General features: G+C 65.3%; 33 protein-coding genes, 1 tRNA gene and 1 pseudogene. 5 read left to right on the forward strand and 30 right to left on the reverse strand.

Annotated features, from left to right (window positions below; translation table 11 throughout):
* Positions 1 to 256 precede the first annotated feature (256 nt).
* Positions 257 to 604, forward strand: coding sequence for a hypothetical protein (locus tag ACW4E8_RS17530; RefSeq protein WP_456805666.1), 348 nt, complete (start codon positions 257 to 259; stop codon positions 602 to 604).
* Positions 605 to 879: 275 nt separating this feature from the next.
* On the opposite strand, the gene ACW4E8_RS17535 is transcribed toward ACW4E8_RS17530, so the two are convergent.
* From ACW4E8_RS17535 to ACW4E8_RS17645, 23 genes are all read right to left on the reverse strand, one after another.
* Positions 880 to 1,056 carry a hypothetical protein gene (locus ACW4E8_RS17535; protein ID WP_456805667.1) on the reverse strand — a complete coding sequence of 59 codons (177 nt, stop codon included), beginning with the start codon at positions 1,054 to 1,056 and terminating at the stop codon, positions 880 to 882.
* The gene (locus ACW4E8_RS17540; RefSeq protein ID WP_456805668.1) at positions 1,053 to 1,190 is read right to left on the reverse strand and encodes a hypothetical protein; all 138 of its coding nucleotides are present in this window, start codon (positions 1,188 to 1,190) and stop codon (positions 1,053 to 1,055) included. Before ACW4E8_RS17540 ends, ACW4E8_RS17535 begins: the two co-directional genes overlap by 4 nt.
* The gene (locus ACW4E8_RS17545; protein ID WP_456805669.1) at positions 1,190 to 1,357 is read right to left on the reverse strand and encodes a hypothetical protein; all 168 of its coding nucleotides are present in this window, start codon (positions 1,355 to 1,357) and stop codon (positions 1,190 to 1,192) included. Before ACW4E8_RS17545 ends, ACW4E8_RS17540 begins: the two co-directional genes overlap by 1 nt.
* 8 nt (positions 1,358 to 1,365) lie before the next feature.
* Positions 1,366 to 1,779 (reverse strand): hypothetical protein, encoded by a 414-nt coding sequence (locus ACW4E8_RS17550; protein WP_456805670.1) that lies wholly within the window; start codon positions 1,777 to 1,779, stop codon positions 1,366 to 1,368.
* A 4-nt stretch (positions 1,780 to 1,783) separates the two neighbouring features.
* The gene (locus ACW4E8_RS17555; RefSeq protein ID WP_456805671.1) at positions 1,784 to 2,194 is read right to left on the reverse strand and encodes a hypothetical protein; all 411 of its coding nucleotides are present in this window, start codon (positions 2,192 to 2,194) and stop codon (positions 1,784 to 1,786) included.
* A 28-nt stretch (positions 2,195 to 2,222) separates the two neighbouring features.
* Positions 2,223 to 2,858 carry a glycoside hydrolase family 24 protein gene (locus ACW4E8_RS17560; RefSeq protein WP_456805672.1) on the reverse strand — a complete coding sequence of 212 codons (636 nt, stop codon included), beginning with the start codon at positions 2,856 to 2,858 and terminating at the stop codon, positions 2,223 to 2,225.
* On the reverse strand, positions 2,858 to 3,616 hold the full coding sequence (locus tag ACW4E8_RS17565) for a hypothetical protein (protein WP_456805673.1): 759 nt from the start codon (positions 3,614 to 3,616) through the stop codon (positions 2,858 to 2,860). The genes ACW4E8_RS17560 and ACW4E8_RS17565 overlap by 1 nt, the downstream gene beginning before the upstream one ends.
* A gap of 2 nt (positions 3,617 to 3,618) precedes the next feature.
* Positions 3,619 to 4,092: a hypothetical protein gene (locus ACW4E8_RS17570; protein ID WP_456805674.1), complete on the reverse strand. Its 474-nt coding sequence runs from the start codon at positions 4,090 to 4,092 to the stop codon at positions 3,619 to 3,621.
* Positions 4,089 to 4,493: a hypothetical protein gene (locus ACW4E8_RS17575; protein WP_456805675.1), complete on the reverse strand. Its 405-nt coding sequence runs from the start codon at positions 4,491 to 4,493 to the stop codon at positions 4,089 to 4,091. Before ACW4E8_RS17575 ends, ACW4E8_RS17570 begins: the two co-directional genes overlap by 4 nt.
* Positions 4,490 to 4,798 (reverse strand): hypothetical protein, encoded by a 309-nt coding sequence (locus ACW4E8_RS17580; RefSeq protein WP_456805676.1) that lies wholly within the window; start codon positions 4,796 to 4,798, stop codon positions 4,490 to 4,492. The genes ACW4E8_RS17575 and ACW4E8_RS17580 overlap by 4 nt, the downstream gene beginning before the upstream one ends.
* A 24-nt stretch (positions 4,799 to 4,822) precedes the next feature.
* A complete protein-coding gene (locus tag ACW4E8_RS17585; RefSeq protein WP_456805677.1) occupies positions 4,823 to 5,140 on the reverse strand; it encodes a hypothetical protein in 318 nt (105 codons plus the stop codon).
* A 10-nt stretch (positions 5,141 to 5,150) separates the two neighbouring features.
* Entirely contained in the window at positions 5,151 to 5,975 is an 825-nt protein-coding gene (locus ACW4E8_RS17590; protein WP_456805678.1) for a major capsid protein P2, read from the reverse strand.
* A 343-nt stretch (positions 5,976 to 6,318) separates the two neighbouring features.
* A complete protein-coding gene (locus tag ACW4E8_RS17595) occupies positions 6,319 to 7,065 on the reverse strand; it encodes a hypothetical protein (RefSeq protein ID WP_456805679.1) in 747 nt (248 codons plus the stop codon).
* A 1-nt stretch (position 7,066) separates the two neighbouring features.
* Positions 7,067 to 7,552 (reverse strand): hypothetical protein, encoded by a 486-nt coding sequence (locus tag ACW4E8_RS17600; RefSeq protein ID WP_456805680.1) that lies wholly within the window; start codon positions 7,550 to 7,552, stop codon positions 7,067 to 7,069.
* Positions 7,540 to 7,800, reverse strand: a complete 261-nt coding sequence (locus ACW4E8_RS17605) for a hypothetical protein (protein WP_456805681.1) — start codon at positions 7,798 to 7,800, stop codon at positions 7,540 to 7,542. Before ACW4E8_RS17605 ends, ACW4E8_RS17600 begins: the two co-directional genes overlap by 13 nt.
* A gap of 4 nt (positions 7,801 to 7,804) precedes the next feature.
* Positions 7,805 to 8,083: a hypothetical protein gene (locus ACW4E8_RS17610; RefSeq protein ID WP_456805682.1), complete on the reverse strand. Its 279-nt coding sequence runs from the start codon at positions 8,081 to 8,083 to the stop codon at positions 7,805 to 7,807.
* Positions 8,080 to 8,214: a hypothetical protein gene (locus tag ACW4E8_RS17615; protein ID WP_456805683.1), complete on the reverse strand. Its 135-nt coding sequence runs from the start codon at positions 8,212 to 8,214 to the stop codon at positions 8,080 to 8,082. The genes ACW4E8_RS17610 and ACW4E8_RS17615 overlap by 4 nt, the downstream gene beginning before the upstream one ends.
* Positions 8,211 to 10,220, reverse strand: coding sequence for a replication endonuclease (locus ACW4E8_RS17620; protein WP_456805684.1), 2,010 nt, complete (start codon positions 10,218 to 10,220; stop codon positions 8,211 to 8,213). The genes ACW4E8_RS17615 and ACW4E8_RS17620 overlap by 4 nt, the downstream gene beginning before the upstream one ends.
* Positions 10,221 to 10,224: 4 nt before the next feature.
* Entirely contained in the window at positions 10,225 to 10,392 is a 168-nt protein-coding gene (locus tag ACW4E8_RS17625; protein ID WP_456805685.1) for a hypothetical protein, read from the reverse strand.
* Positions 10,393 to 10,394: 2 nt separating this feature from the next.
* On the reverse strand, positions 10,395 to 10,523 hold the full coding sequence (locus tag ACW4E8_RS17630) for a hypothetical protein (RefSeq protein WP_456805686.1): 129 nt from the start codon (positions 10,521 to 10,523) through the stop codon (positions 10,395 to 10,397).
* Between the two features lie 2 nt (positions 10,524 to 10,525).
* On the reverse strand, positions 10,526 to 10,702 hold the full coding sequence (locus tag ACW4E8_RS17635) for a hypothetical protein (protein WP_456805687.1): 177 nt from the start codon (positions 10,700 to 10,702) through the stop codon (positions 10,526 to 10,528).
* Between the two features lie 3 nt (positions 10,703 to 10,705).
* Positions 10,706 to 10,828: a hypothetical protein gene (locus ACW4E8_RS17640; RefSeq protein ID WP_456805688.1), complete on the reverse strand. Its 123-nt coding sequence runs from the start codon at positions 10,826 to 10,828 to the stop codon at positions 10,706 to 10,708.
* Positions 10,825 to 11,175 (reverse strand): hypothetical protein, encoded by a 351-nt coding sequence (locus ACW4E8_RS17645; RefSeq protein ID WP_456805689.1) that lies wholly within the window; start codon positions 11,173 to 11,175, stop codon positions 10,825 to 10,827. Before ACW4E8_RS17645 ends, ACW4E8_RS17640 begins: the two co-directional genes overlap by 4 nt.
* Before the next feature lie 239 nt (positions 11,176 to 11,414).
* Here ACW4E8_RS17645 and ACW4E8_RS17650 point away from each other — a divergent pair, with 239 nt between their 5' ends.
* Together ACW4E8_RS17650 and ACW4E8_RS17655 are read left to right on the forward strand one after the other, a co-directional pair.
* Complete coding sequence (locus ACW4E8_RS17650) at positions 11,415 to 11,741, forward strand: helix-turn-helix domain-containing protein (protein WP_456805690.1); 327 nt, start codon at positions 11,415 to 11,417, stop codon at positions 11,739 to 11,741.
* 180 nt (positions 11,742 to 11,921) lie between these two features.
* Positions 11,922 to 12,329, forward strand: a complete 408-nt coding sequence (locus ACW4E8_RS17655; RefSeq protein WP_456805691.1) for a DUF2889 domain-containing protein — start codon at positions 11,922 to 11,924, stop codon at positions 12,327 to 12,329.
* Here the strand turns inward: ACW4E8_RS17655 and ACW4E8_RS17660 are convergent.
* The 3 genes from ACW4E8_RS17660 to ACW4E8_RS17670 all read right to left on the reverse strand — a co-directional run bounded on the left by ACW4E8_RS17660 (position 12,277) and on the right by ACW4E8_RS17670 (position 17,608).
* Positions 12,277 to 12,630, reverse strand: coding sequence for a hypothetical protein (locus tag ACW4E8_RS17660; protein ID WP_456805692.1), 354 nt, complete (start codon positions 12,628 to 12,630; stop codon positions 12,277 to 12,279). The two genes, ACW4E8_RS17655 and ACW4E8_RS17660, sit on opposite strands and share 53 nt — an antisense overlap.
* A gap of 210 nt (positions 12,631 to 12,840) precedes the next feature.
* A complete protein-coding gene (locus tag ACW4E8_RS17665) occupies positions 12,841 to 14,226 on the reverse strand; it encodes an FAD-binding oxidoreductase (RefSeq protein WP_456805693.1) in 1,386 nt (461 codons plus the stop codon).
* Positions 14,227 to 14,347: 121 nt separating this feature from the next.
* The gene (locus tag ACW4E8_RS17670; protein WP_456805694.1) at positions 14,348 to 17,608 is read right to left on the reverse strand and encodes a BTAD domain-containing putative transcriptional regulator; all 3,261 of its coding nucleotides are present in this window, start codon (positions 17,606 to 17,608) and stop codon (positions 14,348 to 14,350) included.
* A 653-nt stretch (positions 17,609 to 18,261) separates the two neighbouring features.
* Between ACW4E8_RS17670 and ACW4E8_RS17675 the strand changes: the two genes are divergently transcribed.
* Together ACW4E8_RS17675 and ACW4E8_RS17680 are read left to right on the forward strand one after the other, a co-directional pair.
* Positions 18,262 to 18,513 carry a hypothetical protein gene (locus tag ACW4E8_RS17675; RefSeq protein ID WP_456805695.1) on the forward strand — a complete coding sequence of 84 codons (252 nt, stop codon included), beginning with the start codon at positions 18,262 to 18,264 and terminating at the stop codon, positions 18,511 to 18,513.
* Between the two features lie 290 nt (positions 18,514 to 18,803).
* Positions 18,804 to 18,950, forward strand: a complete 147-nt coding sequence (locus ACW4E8_RS17680; protein ID WP_078196252.1) for a DUF3096 domain-containing protein — start codon at positions 18,804 to 18,806, stop codon at positions 18,948 to 18,950.
* Positions 18,951 to 19,031: 81 nt separating this feature from the next.
* On the opposite strand, the gene ACW4E8_RS17685 is transcribed toward ACW4E8_RS17680, so the two are convergent.
* The 4 genes and pseudogenes from ACW4E8_RS17685 to ACW4E8_RS17700 all read right to left on the reverse strand — a co-directional run bounded on the left by ACW4E8_RS17685 (position 19,032) and on the right by ACW4E8_RS17700 (position 24,337).
* Positions 19,032 to 19,107: transfer RNA gene (locus ACW4E8_RS17685), tRNA-Met, on the reverse strand.
* Between the two features lie 198 nt (positions 19,108 to 19,305).
* Positions 19,306 to 19,401, reverse strand: a pseudogene (locus ACW4E8_RS17690) (3-keto-5-aminohexanoate cleavage protein); the annotation flags it as partial.
* A 36-nt stretch (positions 19,402 to 19,437) separates the two neighbouring features.
* The gene (locus ACW4E8_RS17695) at positions 19,438 to 22,899 is read right to left on the reverse strand and encodes an indolepyruvate ferredoxin oxidoreductase family protein (protein WP_456805696.1); all 3,462 of its coding nucleotides are present in this window, start codon (positions 22,897 to 22,899) and stop codon (positions 19,438 to 19,440) included.
* A gap of 112 nt (positions 22,900 to 23,011) precedes the next feature.
* Positions 23,012 to 24,337 carry an OmpP1/FadL family transporter gene (locus ACW4E8_RS17700; RefSeq protein WP_456805697.1) on the reverse strand — a complete coding sequence of 442 codons (1,326 nt, stop codon included), beginning with the start codon at positions 24,335 to 24,337 and terminating at the stop codon, positions 23,012 to 23,014.
* Positions 24,338 to 24,340 lie beyond the last annotated feature (3 nt).

A 24,340-nucleotide genomic window follows, 5' to 3' on the forward strand; every position in this document is an offset into this window, starting at 1 on the left:
CATTCAACCGGGCAGGCTGAATACCACAAAGGGCGCCTCAGGCGGACATTTCAACTTTGCTGAAACCGGACATTACAACTTTGCCGCTACATATCAGGTTCGCATAATAAGTGTTATGTCAAATCCCATCCGGAACTCTGCAACCCAATGCTGGCGCGGCTCTCCGGGCACCTAAGCACGTATTTCTGAGTGCGCCGACAATTTATCCCCCACGTGTCACCCGGCACCGTGGGGTTTTTTTCGTCATGGGTCAATAATGTTCAAACAAAAATACGCAATCCCCTCCGAATTCCAGCACTGGGCGCGCAGCATCCCACCTGAACACCTGGCGCGCTACCTGCGTTGCTCACCGGCCACCGCACGCGCCTGGCAGTCCGGCAAGCGTCCGGCGCCCTGGTGGGCCGTGCACGTGCTGCGCCTGGACAAGCTCGAACGCGACGAGATGGCCCGCCAGATGGGCTACGCGCACCTGCTACCGAAGCTGGGGATTGTGAGCGGCGACGTGATCGAGTTTCGCGCCCGCCGGCGTCCAGATCCCGCGGCTACGCCAGCCAAGCCGGCCACCGTGACGCCGCTGCCGGAACCCGGCCAGATGCAGGCCTAGTCCTTGCCCTTTCCCAAGGACCTCAGATCACGCAATCCGTAGGCGATCAGCCCGGCGAATGCCGCACCCACGATCACAGCCGAAATTAGGAAGCAATACAGCAGGTCCATTCCTGGCTCCTCTTCGTTGAAGGCGCCAGTGTAACGAAAAAAGCCCCGGCTCTTGACCGGGGCTTTTCTCTGTGCAGCGCGATCAGCGCTTTTTGCGCTTGCGAAACTGGCCGTTGGCCTTGCGCGGCGGCGTGCGTCGTTTGGTTGCCATGCTCTCTCCTGTTGTCACCACAATACCCGGCCCTGCTGGTCTTTCAGCGTGACCGTCCCTTGATCCGCAATCCATGTCTTGAGCCCCGGAAAGCGCGACAGGATGACGGCGGCGCAGATGACGCCCCCGATCACAATCAGCGTTTCCCGGCCAATCTCAGCCGGCGTCGGAATAATTGCCTTGATGCTCATTCCCCGATTCCCAGCTTGGCCTCGATCCGCGCGAGGCGGGTTTCCAGGCGCACCACGTAGCGGAAGCCGAATAACGGCACGCCCAGCAGATTCACGACGCCACAGGCGAGCGCCACCGCTTCCGCCGTGCCCATTACTCGGCCTTTCCCTTTTCCGGCAGGAACACCGCCAGCGCCGACAGCACCGCGGCAATCGCTGCCGACACGGCATTGACCTTGGTTGGGTTGGCGCCGACGATCACCGCCAGACCCGATAGGCCGGCCATGGTGGACGGCTCGCGCAAACGTTGCAGAAATTTCATACGACCCCTTACCTTTTGACTCGCGGATAGAGAAAGGCTGCACCGCCCGCGTTTTCGGTGACAGTCCATGGCGTGATAGGCCCGCTCGCATATGTTCCGGTGAATGCGCCGACGGCATAGTCGGGTATGCGATCGGAACCCACCAGCGAGCCTACGAACGTCCCAGCCGGGCAGGTGAATGACGCATCCCAGGTGCGCCCCTCTGCGAGCGCGCGCTCGCACTCGGTCATGTCGGTACGCGGCACGCCCAGCACGTCACCGATCCCCAGCACGGCTCCGCTCGCCGCATCCCCCACCGCCCCGACCAGCGCGCTTGCTGCACCCGCAGCCACACCCTGTAGTCCGCCGTTTTTTTTTACGACGAACGCGATCGCGGCGATGGCGCCAGCGGCCAGCAGTAGCTTTGCCGTGCTGTCTTTCATCGCGTCACCACGACATGTAATTGCCCAGGCTCGGCGCTTCCACCGGCGAGCCGAACGTGTAGGCGCCGTTCAGACTGCCGAACTCGGACGGCGTGAATCCGTCCGTGGCATCCATCCCGAGTTGCCCCAAGTAGCCATTGAAGGCGTTGTATTCCAGCGCGTTGGAGTTGCCGCCGCCGAACACGCCCGACACCTTGCCGCCACTCAGCACGGAATCCGGGGAGCCCGCGCCGAACATGCCGGCAATGGTGCCCAGCAAGCCCATGCCCGCCTGCGTGTAGGCGATGTTCCGCTGCGCCGTGTAGTCCGGTCGCAGCTGCGCCGCCGTCGCAGCCGGCACGCCCGTTGCAGCCGTGGCCGCACGCGAACGCAGCGCGAGGAACGCCATGGCGCCCACCGCTGCAATCAGAAGCAAATCCGGGCCTCCGCCCCCTGCCGCTGCCTTAGCCATACACCACACCCCCCGCCGCTTCGTATGCGGCTTGCAATCGGTTCAGCGCCACTTCCGGCTGGCCGTAGCCGGCGCCGGGCATGCTCGCCCAAATGTTCTTGACCTTGCGCACCGCCAGCGCGAATCGCCCCGCGTCCACGTCGCGCAGCGCGCCCGCGTCGGCAATCAGTTGGATGGCGGCGGCGTCCTGGCTGGCCGGCGAAAAGTCCGTCAGGCCCAGCCGCGACGCGAGCCCATCCCACGTTCGGCGAAGGAACTGGTAGGCGCCTGCCGCGCTGCTGCTGATCGGCTTGCCGTTGGACATGGCCGTCACCACCTGGCGCGGATGGTCCGCGAAGGACTGGAACAGCCCGCCGCCAAAGAGCGTGTGATATCCATCGGCGCCCGCCGTGCCCTCTGCCGTGCGAATCATCATCAGGAAGGCGGCGCGGTTCTGCTGTGCTTGGCCCATGTCGGTTTCCTCGGTGCCGCCGAAGTTGCCTTCGGTAGCGTCATAAAACAGGTTTTCGGCCTGGTCAATGAAGTCCGGCGCCTGCGCGCCCGGCTCTTCGCTGCGCTGCCAGTCGCGCCATACCACATAGCCCACGGCGGCAAGTGCCAGCAACGCGAACTCATAGCGCGACAGCATCAGAGCGCTTCCTCGTAGAAGTCGAAATAGGCTGTCATTTCTACGTTGACGCTCCCGCTTCGCACCAGCACGAAGCTATCCGGCAGCAGCACGATGGGCCGCTTCGGCGTGATCTTGACAAACACGTCGGCGGCTGGCTTCGTGGTGTACATTTCGGCGCCGGCACTGTAGGCCGCCGCGTTCACGTTCTGGCGAATCTCAGCCGTCGACACAGCGCCGCCCGCGAGCTTGTTGCCTGCGTTGCGCACCAGCGAGCCGTACGCGCCCGTTCCGCTATAGGTGATGAGGTAGTCGCGCGTTGCGACCTGCCCGCATATCTCATCGACAATGACCCGCTTTGCGCTGCCAGCCGGGTTGCGCAGAATGATGTGGTTGTACTGTGCCGCCGTTCCGTTGATGCCCATCCCACCGGAGAAGCAGCTACCCGCCAACGTGCTGCTCTTGCCGCTGTCGATGACATTGACTTCACCGTTGACGCGTTGGTCGAAGAAGTCGCCCGACCCGATCATCAGGTAGCCACTCAGCGGCACGCTTCCACGGTTGAACACCACCCAGCGCGTTACCTGCTCGCTAAAACGGAAGCCCTGCCCCGGCTTCAGACTGATATTGCCCTGCGCGTAGTTCGGGCGAATCTCGATCTGCGCAAACGGGTCCGTGGCGGACAGGAACTGAACGCGATCCCCGGCCACGTCGATGTTTTGCGCACCGCCAGCCGGGATATTCAGGTCGTACTGCTGTACCGATTCGATGATGCCCACGCTCACCCCTTCATTTTCGACACGGCCACAATGCCGGCGATTGCCAGCGCGCCGGCCACAAGGAATTTTTGCCCCGTGCCGATTTCCTGCACGTTGCTGTATGCCGCCGCCACGTTCGCCGTGGCGTTCTCGTTGACGCTCTTTGCCGTATCCAGCAGCTTGCCCATGCTGTCCAGAAAGCCCTTGGCATTGATGGCCGATTGATCCAGATTCAGCTTGAGCCCGTCGCGCGCAAGCCCGATTGCGTCCGCCGTGCTCTTGTACGTCGTTTCCGTGCTCGACTTGGCAAAGTCGAACGCGGCATTGATGGCGCCGCCGTCGGTGACGCTGGCGTACACGTTGTTTCCAGAACCACTGACGCCGACACCACCGTCATTCACCATGCGGTTGTCGGTGTTGTTGGTCGTGCTGGTGGTCGTGCTTATGTTGCTCGACTGTGATTGCCGCGATGCGCTCGGCCCGCCAATGCTGCTCATTGTTTTCCTCGCTTGCGTAGCACTACGGCCTCGCTTCGATAGCCCAGGCGCCTTAGCTTTTTGATCAGCCCTGGCCGGCAGGTCGTGATTCGGATAGCGTCCGCCTCCCGGCACTGGTACTCGATCAGCGGCAGCACCTCGGCCACCAGGTCAAAATCCGCCCGGCCATGCGCAAGCGCAATCTCTACCTCGGTCGTTTCGGCATGCAGATGTGCCATTAGCACATACCACGCTACCGCCTCGCCATCGCGCCAGACGCGGCAAAAGGTGCCATGCTCGCGCCGATACTCGGTCGGCCTCAGCAGCCCGCCGCTGGTGTCGCTCTTGGCGTGCCCAGCGAAGGCCGCATTGACCTCCGCGTCGTGCGCATCGGTCCAGGCTTCGGGCTTGATTTCGATCATCGCTTTACCATCACGTAGGCGATCAACACACCGGCAATCAGCACCATTGGGTTTTGCAGCAGGCCCAGCGCCTGGCCTGCCGTCGCCTGCACTGCGCTGGTGACGGTTGGCAAGGCTCTCGCCTCACTGCCACCCGTTGCCACCACCCAGCCGGAGCCGTCGAAATGCTGGTCGAACATGCCCTGGCCGGACATCGCGGTATTGCTTGGGTCCGGCCCGCCCATGGTCTGGCCGACCACCGACCCAACGGCCATGATGCCGGCCGTCCACGGATTGGAGGCCATTAGGCCCATGCCCGCGCTCATGCCCGCCTGACCGTATGGCGACATTTACTTCCCCGCCAGTAGCCAGATCACCGCGCCCGCCACCAGCAGCGGCACCATGCCGCCACCGAACAGCGCGAACGCCGGGGTGGCGCCGCGCGGCGCCGTGGTAATGGTCATGCCGTTGGATTGCAGCACGGCGGCGGTATTGGTGCCTTGCAGCGCGCGCACGGTCTGCACGTCCATCAGACGCGAAAAGCCCATGCGCAGCAGGTCGGCGCCGGTTTGCGCCAGCGGGTTCAAGTCGCTCGCGTCCGCCGCCGTGCTGGTCATCGGGTCCGAAAAATACGACTGCGGCTGTACGCTGTCGGTCCAATCACCCATGGCGCGCCCCTTACAGGTTGAACGGCAGGTCGATCACCTCGACATACACGTCGATGCCATCGGCAGCAGTCAGGAACGCATTGAATTCCAGCGCCGCGGCGTCGGCGGTTTTCAATGCGCCGGACTGGTTGTTGTCATACACGAAGTCCACGCAGTAATGCTTGGCCTGCGGCACCTTGCGTTGCTCTTGCTCAATGAAGCGCTGCACGCGGCTGGTTGCGTCCCACACGATCAGGCCGTTCTTCTTGACCTCGACGCGGTTGACGTTGCCGTCGGTGGTCGACGTCCAGTCGGTACCGCTGTAGAACATGTGGACGCGCTTGATGAGAGCGCCCTTGGCCGAAAAGTTGATCGGGAACTTGCCGGCGACCGAAGTCGATGCCGGAAAATACAGCAGCTTGTGGATCAGCTCACCCGCGCCCTGGCCTTGCGGCGGCGTCAGGATCATGTAGCCGGCCAGCGTCGGGGCCGTAGCGCCCGCGAGGGTGATTTCCAGATTCAGATTATCCGGCCACGCGGTCATGTCGTAGCCGCCCACTTCCTTGCCGTCGATGCTCGGCGCGTCTCGCTCGGTGAAATCGATCGTCAGGAAGTTGGCATCGTCGTAGATGCCCTTGTACTTGTTGATCGCGTCCAGGCGGGTACCGCTCGTGTTGTACACGGTGCGCGCGCCGATCTTCACCTTGATATCGGTGATCATGGCCTTGGTCAGCGCAGTGCCGCCCAGCGCCAGCACAACGCGATTCAGCGTGTTGGCGTAGCGCGGGATTTGCAGCGTGGCAACGCCGCTGGCAACCACGTTCAGGAACGGCGGCAGTTGTTGAATGATGGACATGCGTTTTCCTCTCAGCCCACCAGTGCGGTGGCGACGATTTGGTCAGTCACCGGCAGGCGCCGGGCTACGTAGATCACGGCCAGCACCAGCGCCGTGGTCTTGATTGCGTTCTTGATATCGCTCATGGCGGTTAGCCCAGCAGCTTGGCGAACGAGTCGGGCAGGAACTTCTTGCCCTGGTTGATGATGACCAGCGCAATGGCGGTCATCGCCACGGCCTTGCCAATTTCCTTCACGCCCATGGTTTTCTCCCCGAAAGATGCGTGTGCAAAATCGGGGATCGACCCCGCTTGGTTCTCACTATGGGCAACGGCATGTGCCAACGGCAAGGCGTCGCCGTTACGTTACGTTGCGGCGTCTGGCCCCTCCAACGTACGTACGTTACGTACGGGCTTCGCGGTGTGGCTTCCGCGCGAATCGAGCCGGCCCATGCCGGTCTGTCCCGTTTGCATCTGCCGTTCGATGAACTCGAAAACGCCGCTGTCCGGGTCGGCACGCAGGTTTCGCACGTCATCGACCGGCACGCCAAGGATGGCCGCCATCACCGCGATATCGTTCTTGTCGTTCAGGCGGCAGCAGTGAATCAGCGTGCAGTTGCCCAGGAACGTTTTGTCGATCACTGCCGGGCGCTGCGTCACCGCAAACAGCGTCATGGCGCGATGCCGGCCCTTGCGCGACAGGCGCGACCAATACGGCGGCGCGTGGCTGGCCGTGGTCACGTCCGCGACTTCCTCCACCACCAAGCACAGGCGCTCGATCTGGTAGGCGATTTCGCAGAACAGGTCGAACTTCCACCGGTAGGTGCTCATGTCGTCGCCGGGCTGATAGACGATCCGGAATCCATCACCAGGCCCCTTCTCCCCCAGCATCTGCACCAGTTCGCGCATGTCGGTCACGACATGGCCGAACTCGCTATATTCGTCCTGCGGATCCCAGATCAGCAGGCGCGGCGGGCGCATGCGGCGCAGCCCATCCTTTAGCCAGCGGCTTTTGCCGCTGCCCGATGCCCCAATCACGCCGATGATGCGCGCGATATTCTGGCTTCCAGCTACCGCCGACGCCGCAGCGACGGCAATTTCCCTTTCCTCCATATCACCCCCTGATGGCGGGCAGGCGCCCGCCAGTGTCTTCCATGTGCTCGCCCAGGTGCGACCGCGACTGCGGCGGCACCACGTCTGGCGGCGGCGCCGCTTCCAACGTACGTTCGGCGTCCTGCTGTTCGCGCCACGCCCGGTGCGCCACGTACGTGGACAGCGCGAGTGGGCCGGCGACAAGCAGCAGGCCTATTTCCGGCCCGGACATGATCCCGCCCACGCTCAGGCCGTACTTGTCCGCCACCGGCACGATGGCGCCGGCCAGCGCCTTGATGGTGTCTGGCGTGTAGATGGTCGGCAGGTAGGGCAGCGCGGGCGACAGCACTGTCACCAGCAGCGCGATGGACATTTCCCATTCGACAGCCGGGTCAACCGGCTCCGGCTCTCCCGGCAGCGGCGGCAGGTCCGCCCCCGCCTGGCTCTCGAATGCGTGTGCCTTGCGCTTGAGCGTATCCAGCGCGTCAAGCTCGATCAGGCCTCCCATGCCATCAGCCCTCCCTGCGGCAGTTCGTTACGTTCGGGCGGCTCGCCCGTTACGTTACGTTCGTTACGTTGGGCCGCGCCGTCGCCCAGGATGAAGCGGTCGCGGATTTTCTCGTCGGCATCGTCCGACCGGGCGAATAGCTGGATGCCACAGCCCGGCGCGGTGCACGTCAAGCACACCCGCCCGTTGACCATGGGTTTCCAGCGCGCGCCCTGGCCGCACACCGGGCAGGTGCACTTGCCGCTCATGGCGTCAGGCCCCCTGCCCGGCTACCAGCGCCGCGCCCAGGATGGCGTCGACCATTGCCGCCGCCGTGGTGTCGGGCGGCAGGTTCGCCAGCGCCGTGACGCCCGCGGCCTTCATGGCATCGGTCGGCTCGGTCGGCGGCGACAGCTGGGCATCGGCCATGCCCAGCACCATTTCGGCCTGGTGGCGCACGGCTCCATAGATCGTGTCGCCGGTGTCGCGCACGTGCAGGCGCAGGCTGTCGATGCCCTCCACCAGCGCGGTCAGTTCTGCATTCATGTTCATTGCTTTTGCTCCCTCAGTTGATCGATGGCCGCCGCCATGTCTTTCAAAAGCTGGCGGATATCGGCGGGCAGGATTGCCCCATAGACGAACAGCGCCTTATTTGCGCGGTCCAGAAAACTGGCTTGGCTCACGGTGTTTCCCCTCTCGGTGGCGCCCCATCGGGCGCGGTTTCGGCCCCTTCGAGCCCATTCATCCATGCCGGCCGCTTCTGGCCGGCGCTTGCCGCGCCGCTGGGGCGCGTACAGTTATTGACACGAGTCCGAGTGCTCGCGGCTGCGCCGCTGCGCGAAACCTCCCGCCATTCGTACCGCGTCGCCGGGACGAAAATCGGGACGGTGCGCCAGTAGTCGGCAATGCCATCGATGATGTGCGCGCGGCCCATGGCCTCTACACCGTGCGGCACCTTGCGCAGCGTCAGGCCGTATCGGCCCGGCTCCATGCGCTCGGTGTAGCGGATGGCAATTCGCTTGCCCTCCCCCGCCACGCCGCCCATGGCGCGCGCATAGTCGGCCCAGCTTGCTGGCTTGTCCTCGGTTTTCTGCGCGGCCGCCCAGGCATCGCGGATGCACTGGCTTTCGTCGGCGGCCGGCAAGTCGGCGGCTTTCACGCGGCGCAGTTCGCGCCAGACGCCCACCGGCGCCCCGCCAAAGGCTTGAAACTGGCGAATGCCCCATGTGGCCGCCCAGGCTTCCACACGCTGGCTCGGCGTAATCACGTCATCACCCAGCCAATCGGCTTGCACGGTGTAGCCCTCGGCGGTCTTATGCTCGCCCACGGCGTGGCCGTCGATGTTCTTGCTGATGTATTTCGCCACGTAGGCCACGGCGGAACCCTTGGCGCGGTCAATCAGCGTGAAGTCGCAGCGGTGGCGCTTGGCGCCCGGCTCGGCGTTCTGGCGCTGGCGCTCCTTAATCGGCCACTCGCGCACGAAGCGCACGGCCTCCGGCAACAGCGCGGACTCTGCCTGATACTTGAAGCGCCACGGCGTGCGGCGCGTCGCCACTATGCCGGCCAGCACCTTGCCCACGGTCGGCGCCTCGCGCTCACCCTTGCCCAGCGCATAGCGGCGGATGATGGCGCGAATGCGCGGCCCGGCCGCGCGCTTTGCCTGCCCCGGCCATGCCGGCTCATGAAACATCAGCATGTGCCAGTGCGGGCAAGCATCATGGTGCGGCTCGGCTACGCGCATCCCGAAGTACACCAGCCCCCGCCGCGCAAGCTCGGCGCGAATGCGCGCCCATACCGTGCACAGGTGCTGCTGCGCGTCGCGCGGCGCGTCGCCCTCATATTTCGGGTTGGCGCGAAACTTGGCGTTCTTGCCGGCCTGCTTCACGGCGTGAAACCGGCTCGGGCACGTCAGGCTTACCATCATTCCGGGAAAGTCCGCGGCGTCGGCCAGATCCTCGGCACCCTTCAGGCGCGTCATCAGTTCGCCGCGGCGTAGCGCCTTATTGGCGACGGATTTTTCGGCCAGTTCGGCCAGCGTGAAGCGTTGGCCGTTCTCGTTTTCCAGCGTGGTGGCGGCCAGCGTGGCGGCGTTGCGGCGGTTCTGCGCTTGACGGCGGCGCACCGCGTCATTACTGGCGTACGGGTCGCTGCGATAGTGGACGTAATGCAGCCGGATATTCGAGTGTTCCAGCCGGCGGATATGGGCCGCGCGCAGCCTGCGCCGCCACCACAGTTCACACCGGACGCGGGCGACGATGCCTGCTGCCTTGTGCGCTTCTGGGTCCGTGCTCTCTTTTGGCGCCGTCACCTTTGGCGGCTCGGTGCCCTGGCGCTCGCACTCCGCGAGGCAGACCACCAGCGCGTCTGCGGTGTCCAGGCCGGTGGTGCGCAACAGCACGTCAGCGGCGATCTTGCGCGCCTTCATGCAGATTTCGTAGTCCGTGGCGTCCGGTCGCACCGGCAGGCCCTGCGGTGCATGCTCAGCGAGGAACGCGGCGACGGCGCCAGCGGCGGCGCCCAGGTCGAACATATCGGGCCGGTCCAGGCGGGCCGCGCTGTCGCGCCCGGCCTTGTCGGCGGCTTTGAGTGCGCGGTTATACCACCGCATCGGCACGCGAGCCCGCGCTTCCTGCATTTCCGGAAGCGCGGGCAGCGTCGTGCTACGGTCGCGGGTGTATATCCAAGCCATGCGCTTACCAGACGCGCATGGTGACGGCGCGGAAGGTGCCGTTGATCCACGGCACCATCACCACGCGCTTGCCGGCCAACTGCCAATCCGGCACCTGGCTGGCCTTCGTCGGTTGCTTCAGGATGGCGCGGCACGCGGCCAGCGCTTCGTTTGCGGCTGACGACTTGCCCATGGTTACAGCCCCCAGGACTTGCCGCCAATGGCGTACCAAAACGCCCGGAACCACTCGCGGTCGTCGCCGACCACCAGCAGCATGAACATGGACAGGCCCGCCAGCGCCAGCCAGAAACGAATTTCTTTCATGCTCAGACCCCCTGGCGCTGTTCTTCGCGTACCGCCTCGGCGTAGTGCATGCAGCAGCCTTCCGGCAGCTTCTGCCCCGCCGAAAAGTCGCTGCCGCCCTGCTCCGGCCGCTTTGCGTGCACGGCGCACGTGCTGCGCTTGATGCAAGTCTGGGAATTGCACTGTTGGACGGTGTACATGGGTCAGGCCCCCAGCCAGTGGAAGAAGCGATCGGCCAGAACGGCCAGCGGCGAGCGGCGCGTGTAGTACGGGCCGTCGATGGTGAAACCGCCCAGGGCGGTGCGGTGGACGCGGGCGGGCTTCATGCGTGGCCCCTGCCCAGCGTCATGACGGCGGTAGCCGTGGCGGCGCCGCCCTCGGCTTTGGCGATGGCGGCAACTGCCTTGCGGTACAGATCGCTGTTGCGCAGCGTGTTGACTCCGTTTTCTTTGTCTTGCTGGACGTCCATCGCAACGTAGCGCTTCAGGGCGAGCAGCAGATCGACAACCGCGACGAACTCGCGCGCCTGGCGCTCAGCATCGGCGCGCGTCCCGGTCCACGGATTGAAATAGAAGTCTGCGTTGCGCGCCTCGCCCCGCACCTCGCCGCGCACGCTGACGATGCCGTGCGCCTCGTTGTCCGGCATCACGAACGTGGAAATTTGTAACGACATGTGACCACCCCTCTATCCCTACCCTGTTGCGGAAGCTCCCGTTTGGGAGAGCGCGCCGCCTGCCAGCTAGCTAAGCCGGCCCTGGCGGGTAGGGTTCCAGGCGGCGGCGCGTCTGTGACGGAATATAGTCACCGACCCTGTAACCGTCAAGCACTATGTTACGTTGAGCACTCTGTAACGTTGCATGTTTCTTGACATTTGACTAGGCTTCGCCCTGGGTAGACTCAATAGGGGTAGTGATGAAAACGACTCTTGAATTTCTGGAAGCGGTCCGCGCCAAGCTCGGCGGCGCCTCGGACTATGCGATTGCCAAAGAACTTGGCTTGACGCGCGCGGCGGTGAGCCGCTATCGGAATGGCCTGTCGGGCTTCGATGATGACACCGCGATCCGCGTTGCACGGATCCTCGACATTGACCCGGCCTGCGTGCTGCTGGCCGCCCATGCGGAACGCACCAAGACGCCCGAAGCCCGCAATGTCTTCGCCGCCCTGGCCGACCGTTTTGCCCTAAATTTTGAGACGCTCTGCGAGCACCTCCGGATAGTCCAGACCCCGCGTCTGGCCTAGCCCGCAGAGCTTTTTCCGGATGGGATTAAGTGTTATGTCAAATGGTAGACGTTTCTGGCGCCTGCTACAGCAAGCGCTGCGACCAGTCCAGACAAGCCCGGAACCCGCACCGAGCTGACCGGCAGCAAGCCAGCAAATCCAACACCTCTCGCTTCGAAACGCCCGTTTCGGCGTTTTTTTTTGGCCGCTAGCGAGGTCAAGGCACGGCTGGGCGGCGTGCATGGCTGCACGCACCTGACGGAACTGATCGGCGTGCTGGCAACCACCGCCATGCAGACCATCTTTGCCCTGCTGCGCACCGAGCGCGGCGGCCGCCTGTCGGCCGACGAGCAAGGCCCGATGCCAATGCCGACGCTGGTCAACAGCTGCCACACCCACCGCATCGACGGCGAAGCCATCAGGGTGCTCTGGCCGGAACCCCGGCGCGCCGTCGCGCGCAAGCCGTCTCGACCGGGCCCCGCCGGGCGATGGCGCATATTCCAGCGCCCGGACAACGGAGCGGGCCCGGACAAACCGCCGCGTTGCCCTGCCCTGCTCAGGACAGGCATTCCCTGCTGTCGCGCGCATCGGTGCGCGCGCCGTCGGTGAAGCCATCGCGCGAGCTGATGCGGGCGCCATCGGTGTAGGGGTCAGGCTTGCGCATGCCGTCCCGGTACGGATCAAAGCCACGGACCGCACACACTGACCTGCCCTGATACGCGACCACGGGCAGCATGGTTGCCTCGGTGGCTGGACGGTGCGCGCCATCGGTAAAGGCGTCGCGCTGGCCGTTGTGTCCCGGCGCGGCAACGATCAGCGCGTCAGCATAGGCACCGGCGTGGGCGGTCTGGCTGAGCCCGGCGGCAAGTGCGGCAGCGGCAAGCAGGGTCTTGGCAAGAGTCTTATGCATTGCTATCTCCAACAGGGGTGTCGGCGGCGTTGCCGCGACGGCACTCCTCGTGCAGGCGATCAGCTACGGAACGGTACGGCCCGCACGGGATCGCCTCTGCCGTGCAAGCCGTTGCCTGGTGCGGGCCGGCTGCCATCCGATCGTGGCAGCGGCATCGCGCCGGACTCCGGGATAAGGGGTACCTGCGCCCCATGTCGCGATCGTGTTGCGTCAGCCGGGCCTGATGTTCTGATTCACGCGGAACAGGTTGGCCGGGTCGTATTTGCGCTTGATCTCCGCCAGTCGCGCATAGTTATCGCGATAGGACGCCTTCACGTTGTCATTGCCCTCGTCCATCATCATGTTGATGTAGCCGCCGCCAGCCGAGTGCGGATGCAGGGCTAGCCAGTAGTCCTTCGCCCACTGCACGATGCGATCGTTGTTTGCCGGGTCGGGATCCACGCCGACAATCACGCTGGCAAAGTTGGCATCGCGGTAGCTGAAGGCCGTGTCGTCGCAACTGGCGCGATGCGCTGCGCCATTGATCGGATACAGGTGCATGGTCGAGTGCATCGACGGCAACTGCTGCCCGTACTTGATGTGCAGATCTATGGCCTTGTCGCTCAGGTCGCTGACGAAATCGGCTTTCCAGTACCACTGCAAGCCCGCCGGATACAGTCCGTCGAACAGGCTCTGCAGGACAGGCCAGGGGATTGGCCCGGCAAAGTCCACCGCTGGCGGCATGGCCTCGCGAATCGGACGGAAATGCGTTTCGGCCTGATCGAGCGGGCCGGTGTAGCACCACACCACTGCGCACATCTTCTGCAGGTGAACTTCGTCTGGGAAGGGCGCTGCGGGCGGTACCGTGACGAAACCGAACCAGCCATTGATGTCCTGCGGCGCGCTCAGGATGAAGTCGCGCCACCATTTCATCAGCTCGCGTGCCTGCTCCATCGGCCACAACATCGGGCCGCCATAGACCGTGGCAACGGGATAAGCCTTGAACTCGAACGACGTCACCACGCCGAAGTTGCCGCCGCCGCCGCGCAACGCCCAGAACAGGTCGGCGTTTTCGTCGTCGCTTGCGGTGACGACGCGCCCGTCGGCCAGAACGACCTCGGCGCTGAGCAGATTGTCGATCGTCAGGCCGTAGGCGCGGCTGAGGTAGCCGATGCCGCCGCCGAGCGTCAGTCCGCCCACGCCAGTGGTCGAGATGAAGCCACTCGGCGTCGCCAGCCCGTAGGCACTGGCGGCGTGATCCACATCGCCCCAGGTGCAGCCACCGCCAACCCGCAGCGTCTTGCGTCCGGCATCGACAAACACGCCCTTCATGGGCGACAGGTCGATCACCAGTCCCCCATCGCAGGTGCCGAGCCCGGCGCCATTGTGCGCGCCGCCACGCACGGCCAGCAGCATCCCGCCGTCGCGCGCGGCGTTCACCGCCGCGATAACGTCCGCCACATCGACGCAGCGCGCGATGATCGCAGGACGCTTGTCGATCATGCCGTTGTACACGGCACGCGCCTGGTCGTAAGCCGCGTCGCCCGGCTGAATCAGTTGTCCCCGAAAATTCGCCTTGAGTGCGGTTGCGACGGGCTCGCTCAACGAAGCTTCCATGGTTGTCTCCTGTCCGGTTGGTATGCAGGAGTTTTAGCAACCTCGGCGTTTCGAAAGCGTTAGGCAAGCCGTTACATGGGGGATTCCGCCTCCCGACCGACGCACGGTGGTCGAGCCGAAACTAACGCGCGAGTAGCGCCCGCGCCTTGACCATGTCGGGCTGATCGAAGCCCTCGGTGAATCGCGCAAGCGGCGCCTCGACCACCTGATGCGGATTGGCGCGTCCCTGCGACGTTCGCAGCGTTGTCCATGACAAGGTGGCACGCAGTTCAAGCGGGAGCGCGCGTTGGGCCGTGGCGATCTCGATCGCCTTGATCAGCGATGACTCGGCTTCGGCAAGGTTTGCCCTGCTGCGTAGCAGCAATTCACCGTGCAGACGGTACAGCTCGGCGTCCACCCAGTGCTCGCCAGTGCGCCCGGCGCATTCGAACGCCTGGTCCAAAGCCGCCAACGCAGCCTCGGTCTCTCCTACGTCGCCCAGGCATTCAGCCAGCATGCCCAGATAGAGCGGCAGACGCAGGCGTGCGCCCGTCGCGTGAAAGCCCTCGATCGCCGCCTGCATCGCCACCACAGCGTCGGCGCTGGGCGACTGCTTGGCGTTCGCCCAGGCGAGCAGGATGTCTGCCCAGGCGAGGTAGTAGCCTACGTGGTACTGCTCGGCGATCTCGTGTGCCTGGCGGGCATAGTGCAGCGTGAGACCGTGCTCATGTCGTAGCGCGTGCTGCGTCGCGAGATATGACATCGCGAGCGCCTGGGAGAACGGGTGTGCTACCCGGTTCGCCACCTCCAGCGCTTCGCGTCCACGCTGAAGGGCCTGATCGGCAAGCCCCCTGAACCACAATGCATGCGCCGACCACGCGGCGGCCAGCACGCCGAAGTTACCGCCCATCAGGGACGCATGCTCGGCATGCTGGGCCTCATCATAAGCGCCGTGCGCGCGTTGGTACGCGGGCTCGGCAGCCATCCAGTCGCCTTGCTGGACCAGACTGCCCATGACACTGGTCCATGCCATCACCGAGTAAGTCCCGGAGCCCAGCGGCCCCAATCCCGCAATCAGTTCCTCGCTCAGGCTACGTGCCTGTGCAAGTTCCGCCCTCACCACCAGGAAGAATGAAAGGCTGACCTGGGCGAGTGCTTGCTGATTGGCGTCACCCGCCAGCCGGCTCAGTTCCAGCGCGCGTCGCAGCGGCGCCTCCAGTTCGGGGGCGGCCCAGCCTCGGGCGATGCGAATCGGTGGCGCCAGGTCGAGTTGCAGCGCCAGCGATTGACCGGCGCGCTCCTGCGGATCGGCAATCCGCTCCGCTTGCACCAGCCCGCGCGTCAGCCATGCAATGGCATCGTCATAGGCGTACACGCTCTGCGCAACGCCAGCCGCGCGCCGATAGAATGCCGCCGCCTGGGCTGGCAGGCCCGCCCGCTCATAGTGCGAGGCGATCTGCGCGCTTGCCGCGTCGGGCGCATCGCCTGGCGCCTGCTCGAGCGCTCGCGCCACGCGCAAATGCAGGCGGCGGCGCTGCAGCGGATTCACGTCGGCGTATGCCACGTCGCGGATCTTGTCATGGCTGAAGTCAAACGCCAGGCCGCTACCGTCGGTCTGGCGTACGATGCGCCGTTGCCACAACTCGTCCAGCGCGCCTGCCAGGGCATCCTCGCCGAGGTCGCTTGCCTGGGCGAGGATGTCGGTCGTGAACGCCCGTCCGATGATCGCAGCAACCCCGACGATATCGCGGGCGCCCGGAGGAAGCTGCGCCAGCCGGTTCGAGATGATGGTGTAAACCTTGGGCGGCAACTTCGACGCCATGCCGCCCTGTGCGTCCCCGACCGGCATGGTGTCGGAGCGGGCCCGCATCATTTCGACCGCAAACAGCGGGTTACCCTCGCTCTCTTCGAACAGCCGGGTTGCCTCCGTGTCGGCCAACGGCCGGTCCAGGATCTGGGCCGCTATCTTTGCCGTTTCGGCGGCATCGAGTGTCCCCAATGAGATCTCGATGAACTGGTCGTCGCGGCGCAGTGCGTCCAGCAGCCGGTTAGCCGCGTGTAGCGGCATGATTTCCTCGGGGCGCGCCGTTGCGACCACCATCAGCCTTGCCGCCACGTCGAAACGCATCAGGAAGCGCAGCCATTCGAGCGTCTCGCCGTCGCACCATTGCAGGTCGTCGAGCAACAACAACAGCGGCCCGCCTTGTGCAAGCACCGCTCGCGCAAGCGCCTCGAAGAACCGTTGGCGTTGCCAGTATTCGGTAAGCGGCGACGGCGGCGACAGTCCGGATTGCTGCGTGAGGAGTTCGGGCAACAGGCGCGTGACCTCGGTCAGCCACAGTCTGTCGAGCTTGCCGATCGCGCCACTCAGGCCAGGGCTGCGCAGCCAACCGGTCACCGGCGCAAACGCGAGCTGTCCCTCGGCCGCATAGGCGCGCGAATGCGCCACGGCGATGCCTTGCTCGGCCAGATGGACGAGCAGTTCCTCCGCCAGGCGCGATTTGCCGATGCCGGCTTCGCCCAGGATCAGGACAAACTGCTTGTCGCCCAGCTGGGTACGCTGCCAGACTTCAACAAGCCGGCGCCATTCGCCATGCCGGCCAATCATTGGCAGCATCGCATCCCGCGGGCGTTGGCGCTGCATTGACGCGGCCTGCCCAGCCAGCAGCGCATAGGCCTCGCGCATGGGTTCGCCGGGCAGGACGCCCAATTCGCGAGCGAGCGTTTCCACACAGCTACGATAGGCGCGCGCGGCCGATGCGTGATCGTGGTTCAGCGCATGCAGGCGCATCAGCGCCATGCAGGTGGGTTCGCGGCACGGGTCGAGCCGCTGCAACTGCTGTGTGTACTTCAACGCCTTGGCATAGTCGCGCCGGTCCTCGCTCAGTTGACCGAGGCGCGCGAGCGCCGCGATGCACTGTTCGCGCAACCTTTCGCGCTCGGGGTGGATCCACTCGTCATGGCAGTTGGCCAGCAGGTCACCGCGATAGAGATCCGCGGCATGCGTCAGCTGCTCTTCTTCAGCGCCTGCGTCGCCGTGCCTCGAGGCCCTGGCCGCAGCTGCAAGCGCGGACTGGAACTGCGCAACATCGAGGTCGAGCGCCGAATCGGGCAGCCATCGCACCGTTTGCGCATCGGCATGGACAAACTGATCTGCCTCCGGCCAGGTCTTGCGCAGTTGAAACAGCAGTTGACGCAGGGCATTGCGCGCCTGCGTCTGGGAGGAATCAGGCCAGAATAGTACTGCGAGCTGCTGCCGCGTCTGCGGTGCATCGCGATGCAGGACAAGGCAGGCGAGCAGCGCCTGCAAGCGGGGGGAGTTTGCGTTGAACAGGGGCGCATCAGCGCCGTCGAGTTGGAACTCGCCAAACAGACGGACGGAGTAGCGGGCCTGGGAAGTCATGCTGGAGCGCAATGCGGCACAAAGCGGTGGGTAGCTCCTGTAGGCAGCGTGCGGTGCGCACTGCGGTAGCGCTCGCGCAGGAACTCTCCAACACCCAAGCCCGTGCGAGCGCCATCCGTGACTATACTCGCGTTGGCGCGTCCCATCCGGCCAACATCGGGACGGGCAGTTCACTCCCGTGAGAGCACAGGAGCCGGGACGTCCAATTCCTGGTGGAGACTTCTCTTGGGCCGCCCCGTTCCTGCGCGTGGCGCTCTTCGTGTACTAGGATCGAATAACTAGAGCCCATCAGGAACGGGACGGTAAAGGATCACTTAGCCTTCTGCATATAGATCGGCGAATGGAGGAGGCAAATGCCAGGTAAGAGTACCCCGTAAGTCACGCGCACTTCATCGGATGGGCGCTCTCGGATTTCGCCCTCCCCTAGCACAGTGACCTATGTAGCAGCAGGATTCCATGGCATGGCCATCGACAACGCGATCCGCTAGAACGGCTGTCCTCTGCCCGGCTGAATCAGCGCAAGGCATGTTTTCTCAGAACCAGGAGCGCATCATGTCAATTGGACTCTTAGGACCTTGGCAAGACGCAGGCGGCGTACGGCGACGTCAAGGCGGATTATCAAGAGGCTGAGCAACAGGAATCAGGAGACACCCATGCTGGAGACGATGCTGAATCAGTTCCCTCCGCCGGAGCAGGAAGCTTTCCGCGAGACCTGTCTGCGTAACGGGGTCGCACCCGACGGATTTACCGTAACAGCGGTTGAAGACGCTGCAGGCGCTGTGCCGGCACGCGGGCGCACCGTCTCGGTAGGCTTCGGGAGGGAAATCCGCCAATACAACGGAAACCTGGGTGCGCAATGGACTGTCGATTTCGAGGACGACCTGAGATCGCGCGTGTTCGGCTGAGTTCTGCTTCTCTGCGCCACCGTGGCGCCCGGTACGCCAGCGAACCGACTTCTTGCGCCTGTGGGGACAACATTGTTTCGACACAGGCAATCAGGTCGGCAAGTAGCGGCAACGGCGCCGCTCCATGGGTGCCGCGCAACGATGCTCTGCGATTCGCGACGCTCGCCTTGCGCTGCCTCTGTACGCTGTCGCACCGCGAGCCCATCCGCTTTGAGCTAGGCTGAATTCATACATCGAGCACTGGAGCGAAAGAACCGCCGCCAGATCAACGCCAATCACACAGGCCCATCATGAACTTCATTACCAGCGCCGGCCCGCTAATCTCGTTGATTGCCGGCATCCTTATTCTTGTCATTCCGCGGCTGCTTAATTATATCGTCGCCATTTACCTCATTGTCATCGGCCTGCTCGGACTGTTTGGCGGGCACCTGCGCTGAGCGGCGGCGGGGCCGCCCACCACCTTCCGGCACGAAAGCAAAAGCCCCGCGCGGATGGCTCCGGCGGGGCTTGGGCGAATGTGGTTGCGGGGGCAGGACTTGAACCTGCGACCTTCGGGTTATGAGCCCGACGAGCTGCCAACTGCTCCACCCCGCGGGGCGAAATATACGCTGATTGGCAGCACATGGATACCCCTTACCCAAAAAAACTGTGCAGATTGCTGAGCAGGTCTTCTCGGGCCGAGCGCTTTTGGCACTGGCTCCCGGAAGGCGTGTTCTCGCGCGTTGCCACGGCCGCTGTCCAGATTGCAAGGCCGATACGCTGCGCTGCCTGCCCGCCGGCGTCCTGCATTCGGAATCCAACATTCTGCCGCCCCTTGAGCTTCAGCAACGTAGGCGCCTCTTCCGGCGTGGCAACTTCCAGCGAAAGCGCTTCAATCACACTGCGCAGACTTTCGGTGATGGCATCGCACGGATGCCGTTGTCACTACCGGCCGGCATCGCCGCCCCCCTCCTCGCGTGCCCGGTCCCGTCTGGCAAAGCCCGCCTGCGCCTGCCGTTCGCGCACGTGGCCGTAACCGCGCACGCTGGCTGGCCAGCCAAGCAAGGCCTGCAAGCGTTCGGCCGGCCACTGCGCCGCGGCGTGGCCGAGCAGGTCAAGGTCTGCCTCATAGGCCGCCAGCACGCGGCGATTGAGCTGTGCTTCGGCGCCCCGCGCGAACGGATCGAGCCGGCTGCCGCGCAGGAAACGCGCACCGGCCAGCAAGCGGAACGCGGGCCGGATCCACGCCCCGACGGCGGTCTTGCCGATCTTCCCGGTTACCTTGTCCAGCTTGCCGAAGGGGCCGCCCGCGAGATGGAATCTGACCTTGAAGTCGCCCTCGAAGCCGTCGCGCAAGGACTGCATGAACGCCGGGCGCGAATAGAGGCGCGCCACCTCAAACTCGTCCTTGACCGCCAGCACGCGGTAGTACTGTGTTGCCACCTCCCGCAGCAGCGCCTGCGCATCGCTGCGGCCCGCCAGCATCCGGCGCACTGTCTCGATCCGTGCGCGGTAGCGCTTGGCCAGTGCCGCGTTCTGATAGTCGACGAGGCGCCGGGCCCGGTCCTCGATCAGTTCGGCCAGCGGGCCGTCGGCCTTCTCCAGGAACTGGACCACCTGCGCGGGCGCCAGCAGGCGCCGCACTGCGGCATGGTCGTGCGCCAGCCATCGACCCAGCGCGAATGCCTTGTGGTTGGTGCCGGTCGCCACGCCGTTGAGTTCGATGGCCTTCTCCATCGCCGCGCGCCGCACCGGGATCACGCCCTTCTGCCAGGCATAGCCGAGCAACAGCATGTTGGAGAGGATGGCGTCGCCAAGGAGCTGCTGCGCGAGCGCCGCCACATCGACAAACTCGGCGCGCACACCCAGGGCCCCGCTCAACCGCTGCCTCAGGCCTGCCTCATCCGCCGACCAGTCCGGCTGGCTGGTGAAGTCGCTGGTGGGCACGATCCCGGTGTTGACGAAGGCGCGCGCCTGTCCCGGTCGCAGTCGGGACAGCGCGTCCGCGCCCGCGGCGACGATCAGGTCGCATCCCAGCAGGACATCGGCCTCCGCACTGCCGATGCGCGCGGCGTGCAGCAGTTCCGCGCGCGGCGCAATGCGGATGTGGGAGCCGACCGCGCCATACTTCTGCGAGAGCCCGGTGACGTCGAGCGAGCTGCCGGCCTTGCCGTCCAGGTGCGCCGCCATGGTCAGCACCGCGCCAATGGTGACCACGCCGGTGCCGCCGATGCCCGCCACCAGGATTGCCGTCGGCGCGAAATCGGCCGGGATCTCAACGTCCGGCAGCGCGGGAATCGTCAGGCCGCCGTCCTTGCCGCGCTGAGGCCGGCGCGGCCTGGCGCCATCGAGCGTGACAAAGCTGGGGCAGAAGCCGCGCACGCACGACAGGTCCTTGTTGCACGAAGACTGGTTGATCTGCCGTTTGCGGCCCAGCGGCGTCTCCAGCGGTTCGATGGCGAGGCATCCGGACTGCTCACCACAATCGCCGCAGCCCTCGCAGACTTCCGGGTCGATATAGGTGCGGACCTGCGGGTCGGGCAGCTTGCCGCGCTTGCGCAAGCGCCGTGCCTCGGTGGCACACGCCTGGTCGTAGACCAGCACCGACAGCCCGGCATGTTCGCGCAGCCCGCGCTGTACGGTCTCCAGCTGCGCGCGGTCGTGCACCGGCACGCCCAGCGCCGCGCGCCTTGGCCCGTCGTAAGCGGTCACGTCATCGGTGACCACGACGATCTTGCCGATCCCTTCCGCCTGCAGCTGGGCCACCGCCTTGTCCACGCTCAGGTCGCCGTCCACAGGCTGGCCGCCGGTCATGGAGACAAAGCCGTTGAAGAGCAGCTTGTAGGTCATCCGCAGATTGGCCGCCTGCGCCTGGCGGATAGCCAGGTAGCCGGAATGGAAGTAGGTGCCGTCGCCCATATTGGCAAAGACGTGGGGCTCGCGCGTGAACGGCGCCTGCCCCATCCACATCACCCCCTCGCCACCCATATGCGAAGCCGTGTGGGTCTTGGTCGGGTCGTTCAGCATGGCAATCGTATGGCAGCCGATGCCGGCCAGCGCCCTGCTCCCATCCGGCAGCCGGGTCGACGTGTTGTGCGGACAGCCCGCGCAAAAGCTGGGGCGGCGCAGCGGCGCGCCCTGCCCCGCCTCGCACGGGATCGGGGCGTTCGCGTCCGGCGCGGGCGGCAGGCCCAGCAGCCGCCGGATCGCTTCGGCGACCTGGAGCACCGTCAACTCGTTGCAGATGGGCAGCACCGGCGTGCCGCGCGACGCCGACCATTCGGTCGCGCCGTCGAACTTGCCACGCACCACAGGCGGCCGCGCGAGGCGCGCATCGAACAGGATGGACTTCAGTTGCGACTCAAGCAGCGGCCGCTTTTCCTCGATCACCAGGATGGTATCGAGACCTTGCGCAAAGGCGCGCACGATCTCGTCTTCGAGCGGCCACACCATGCCGATCTTGAGGATGCGCAGCGCGGCGCCGTGCGGGCCGGCGGCGTCGATCCCCAGCCGCTGCAAGGCCTGCATGGTGTCGGCATAGGATTTGCCGGCGGTGACAATGCCCACCTTCGCTGCCGGTGCGGGCCATGTCAGGCGGTTGAGCCCCGCCGCCCTGGCGAACTGTACGGCCGCCGGCAGCTTGTGCGCGTACAGGCGCTCCTCCGCGGCCGGCGCCATCTCGAAGGCGCGGATATGCAAGGCGCCATTGGCGGCGGGCAAGACCCCGACCGGTGCCTGCTGGCCCACGTCGACCTCGCTGGCCGACTCCACCACGTCGGTCACAAGCTTCATCCCCACCCAGCAGCCGCTGTGGCGCGACATCTCGATGCCGCGCAGGCCGAAGTCGATGATGTCCTGGACGTTGGCCGGGTACAGCACCGGGATGCCTGCCGCGATCAGCGAGAAATCCGACTGGTGCGCGGTGGTGGAGGACTTCGCGCTATGGTCATCGCCCGCCAGCACCAGCACGCCGCCGGCGGCGCTGGTGCCGGCGAGGTTGCCGTGCTTGAACGGGTCGCCGCTGCGGTCCACACCCGGTCCCTTGCCGTACCAGATGCCGAACACGCCCTCCACCGTTGCCCCTGGAAAGGTGCCGACATACTGTGTGCCCCAGATCGCGGTGGCGGCCAGGTCCTCGTTCACGCCAGGCTGGAAGCAGATGTTGGCCGCCTGTAGCAGCGGCGCGATCCGCCACAGCTCCATATCGAGCCGGCCCAGCGGCGAGCCGCGATATCCGGAGATAAAGCCACCGGTATTCCTGCCCAGGGCGCTATCGATGCGGCGCTGGTCCAGCGCGATACGCACGATGGCCTGGTTCCCCGTGAGAAAGACCTTGCCGGCCAGCTGCTCGAAGCGGTCGTCCAGCCGTGGCGACTGCAACGCCAATGGCGCCGTACGTGCGTTCATGCCTGATCGCCTGTGATGATGCGGTTACCGCTGTGGTACAGAAAATGACAAGCCTGCATCGAATGTACTCCGTGATGAATGAACCGATAGGTCAGATAAGTGCCGAAGACAGTCAGAAGCGCTGCGAGTACTGCACGCCGATGCTCTGCTGCCGCGTGGCCAGGGACTCCTGGCCCGCCACGGTGGGACTGCCTGCAAGCTGTGTGGCAACGGCCGATGCCATGGCCGAACTGCCGGTGGTGGTGTGCCCCGGAGACAATGAGTAGAAGACCGACCACTTGCTGTTGGGCCCGGTCGCGTAGCCAAGCCCGAGGGTGTAGTGCCGGCGGAAGGTGGCGGGCGCCGTGACGTTGTTCGCCGTGTCCTCGTCCGCATAGGCCGCGCTGTTGAACGACACGCCGCCCGAGATATTCAAGGCCGGCGTCACCTGGTAGCGCACGCCGAGCTTGAACACATTCATGTCCTTCCAGCCGTTGCCCGGACCGCCACTGCTGCCGCGCAAGGCGGTGCCATCAAAGGATGGGTTGCCCAGGCCGGAGGTGCCCGAGTAGTTGATGCGCTGGTAGTCGAAGAGAAAGGACACCGCTTGCGTGGGCGACCACTGCAAGCCCAGCAACATGTTCTCCGGAATATCCAGCCGGCCCTGATCCGCCAGCAGACCCTCATACTCCTTGAGCCGACCCATCCGGATACGGGGCGAGTAGGCGGCACCGAAAGCCAGCACGTCGCTGGCGCGCCAGTACGCCCCAATGCGCATGCCCACGCCGAACGAGGACGCACTGCCCTGGTTGGTCAGGTGGTCAGGCGCCGCCGACTGCGGCGCCAGCGCCTGCAGGCCCTCGGCGCTGAACAACTGGCCGGTAAGCAGCACCGAGAAACCCACGGAGAAGCTCGGGGAGACCCGCGCCGACACCGTCGGCGCGATCGTCAGTTGCTGGATCGTCGTGGTGGCCCTGCCGCTGCCGCACAGCAGGTTGCCGCGATAGGTGGTGCCCGCGCCCGCCGGCGGCGGGGCCAGGCAGGTCGTGGTGCCATCCGGGAAGTAGGTGCCTGCGCCATTGCTGTAGCCGACGACGCTCAGCGACAAGTCGGACGTGACCATCTTGCTCACCGCGATGTCGGCGAGCGGCACCCAGCGGCTTGCGCTGGCCGTGTGCGTATCGAGAACCCCGCTCAGCGGCGGCGGCAAGCCCGCGGCCCGGCTCATGCTGGTGCGGCCGTTGGTCGCGATCAGGTTGCCCTCGAAGCTGTTGCCGGCCCACACCGTGGTGGCGGGGTTGCTGGCACCACCGAACGCGTCGCGGGTCGACGCCGCAGCCGCACCTGCCACGCCACGCGCTTCGGCACCGTAGCCGATCTGGAAGTAGCCGTTGTCGGCCAGCCCAAGCGCCGGGCGCAGGGCTACCGCGGATAGGACCATCCACTGTTTCGGGTTCACTGC

The organism is Cupriavidus sp. CP313, assembly GCF_054072015.1.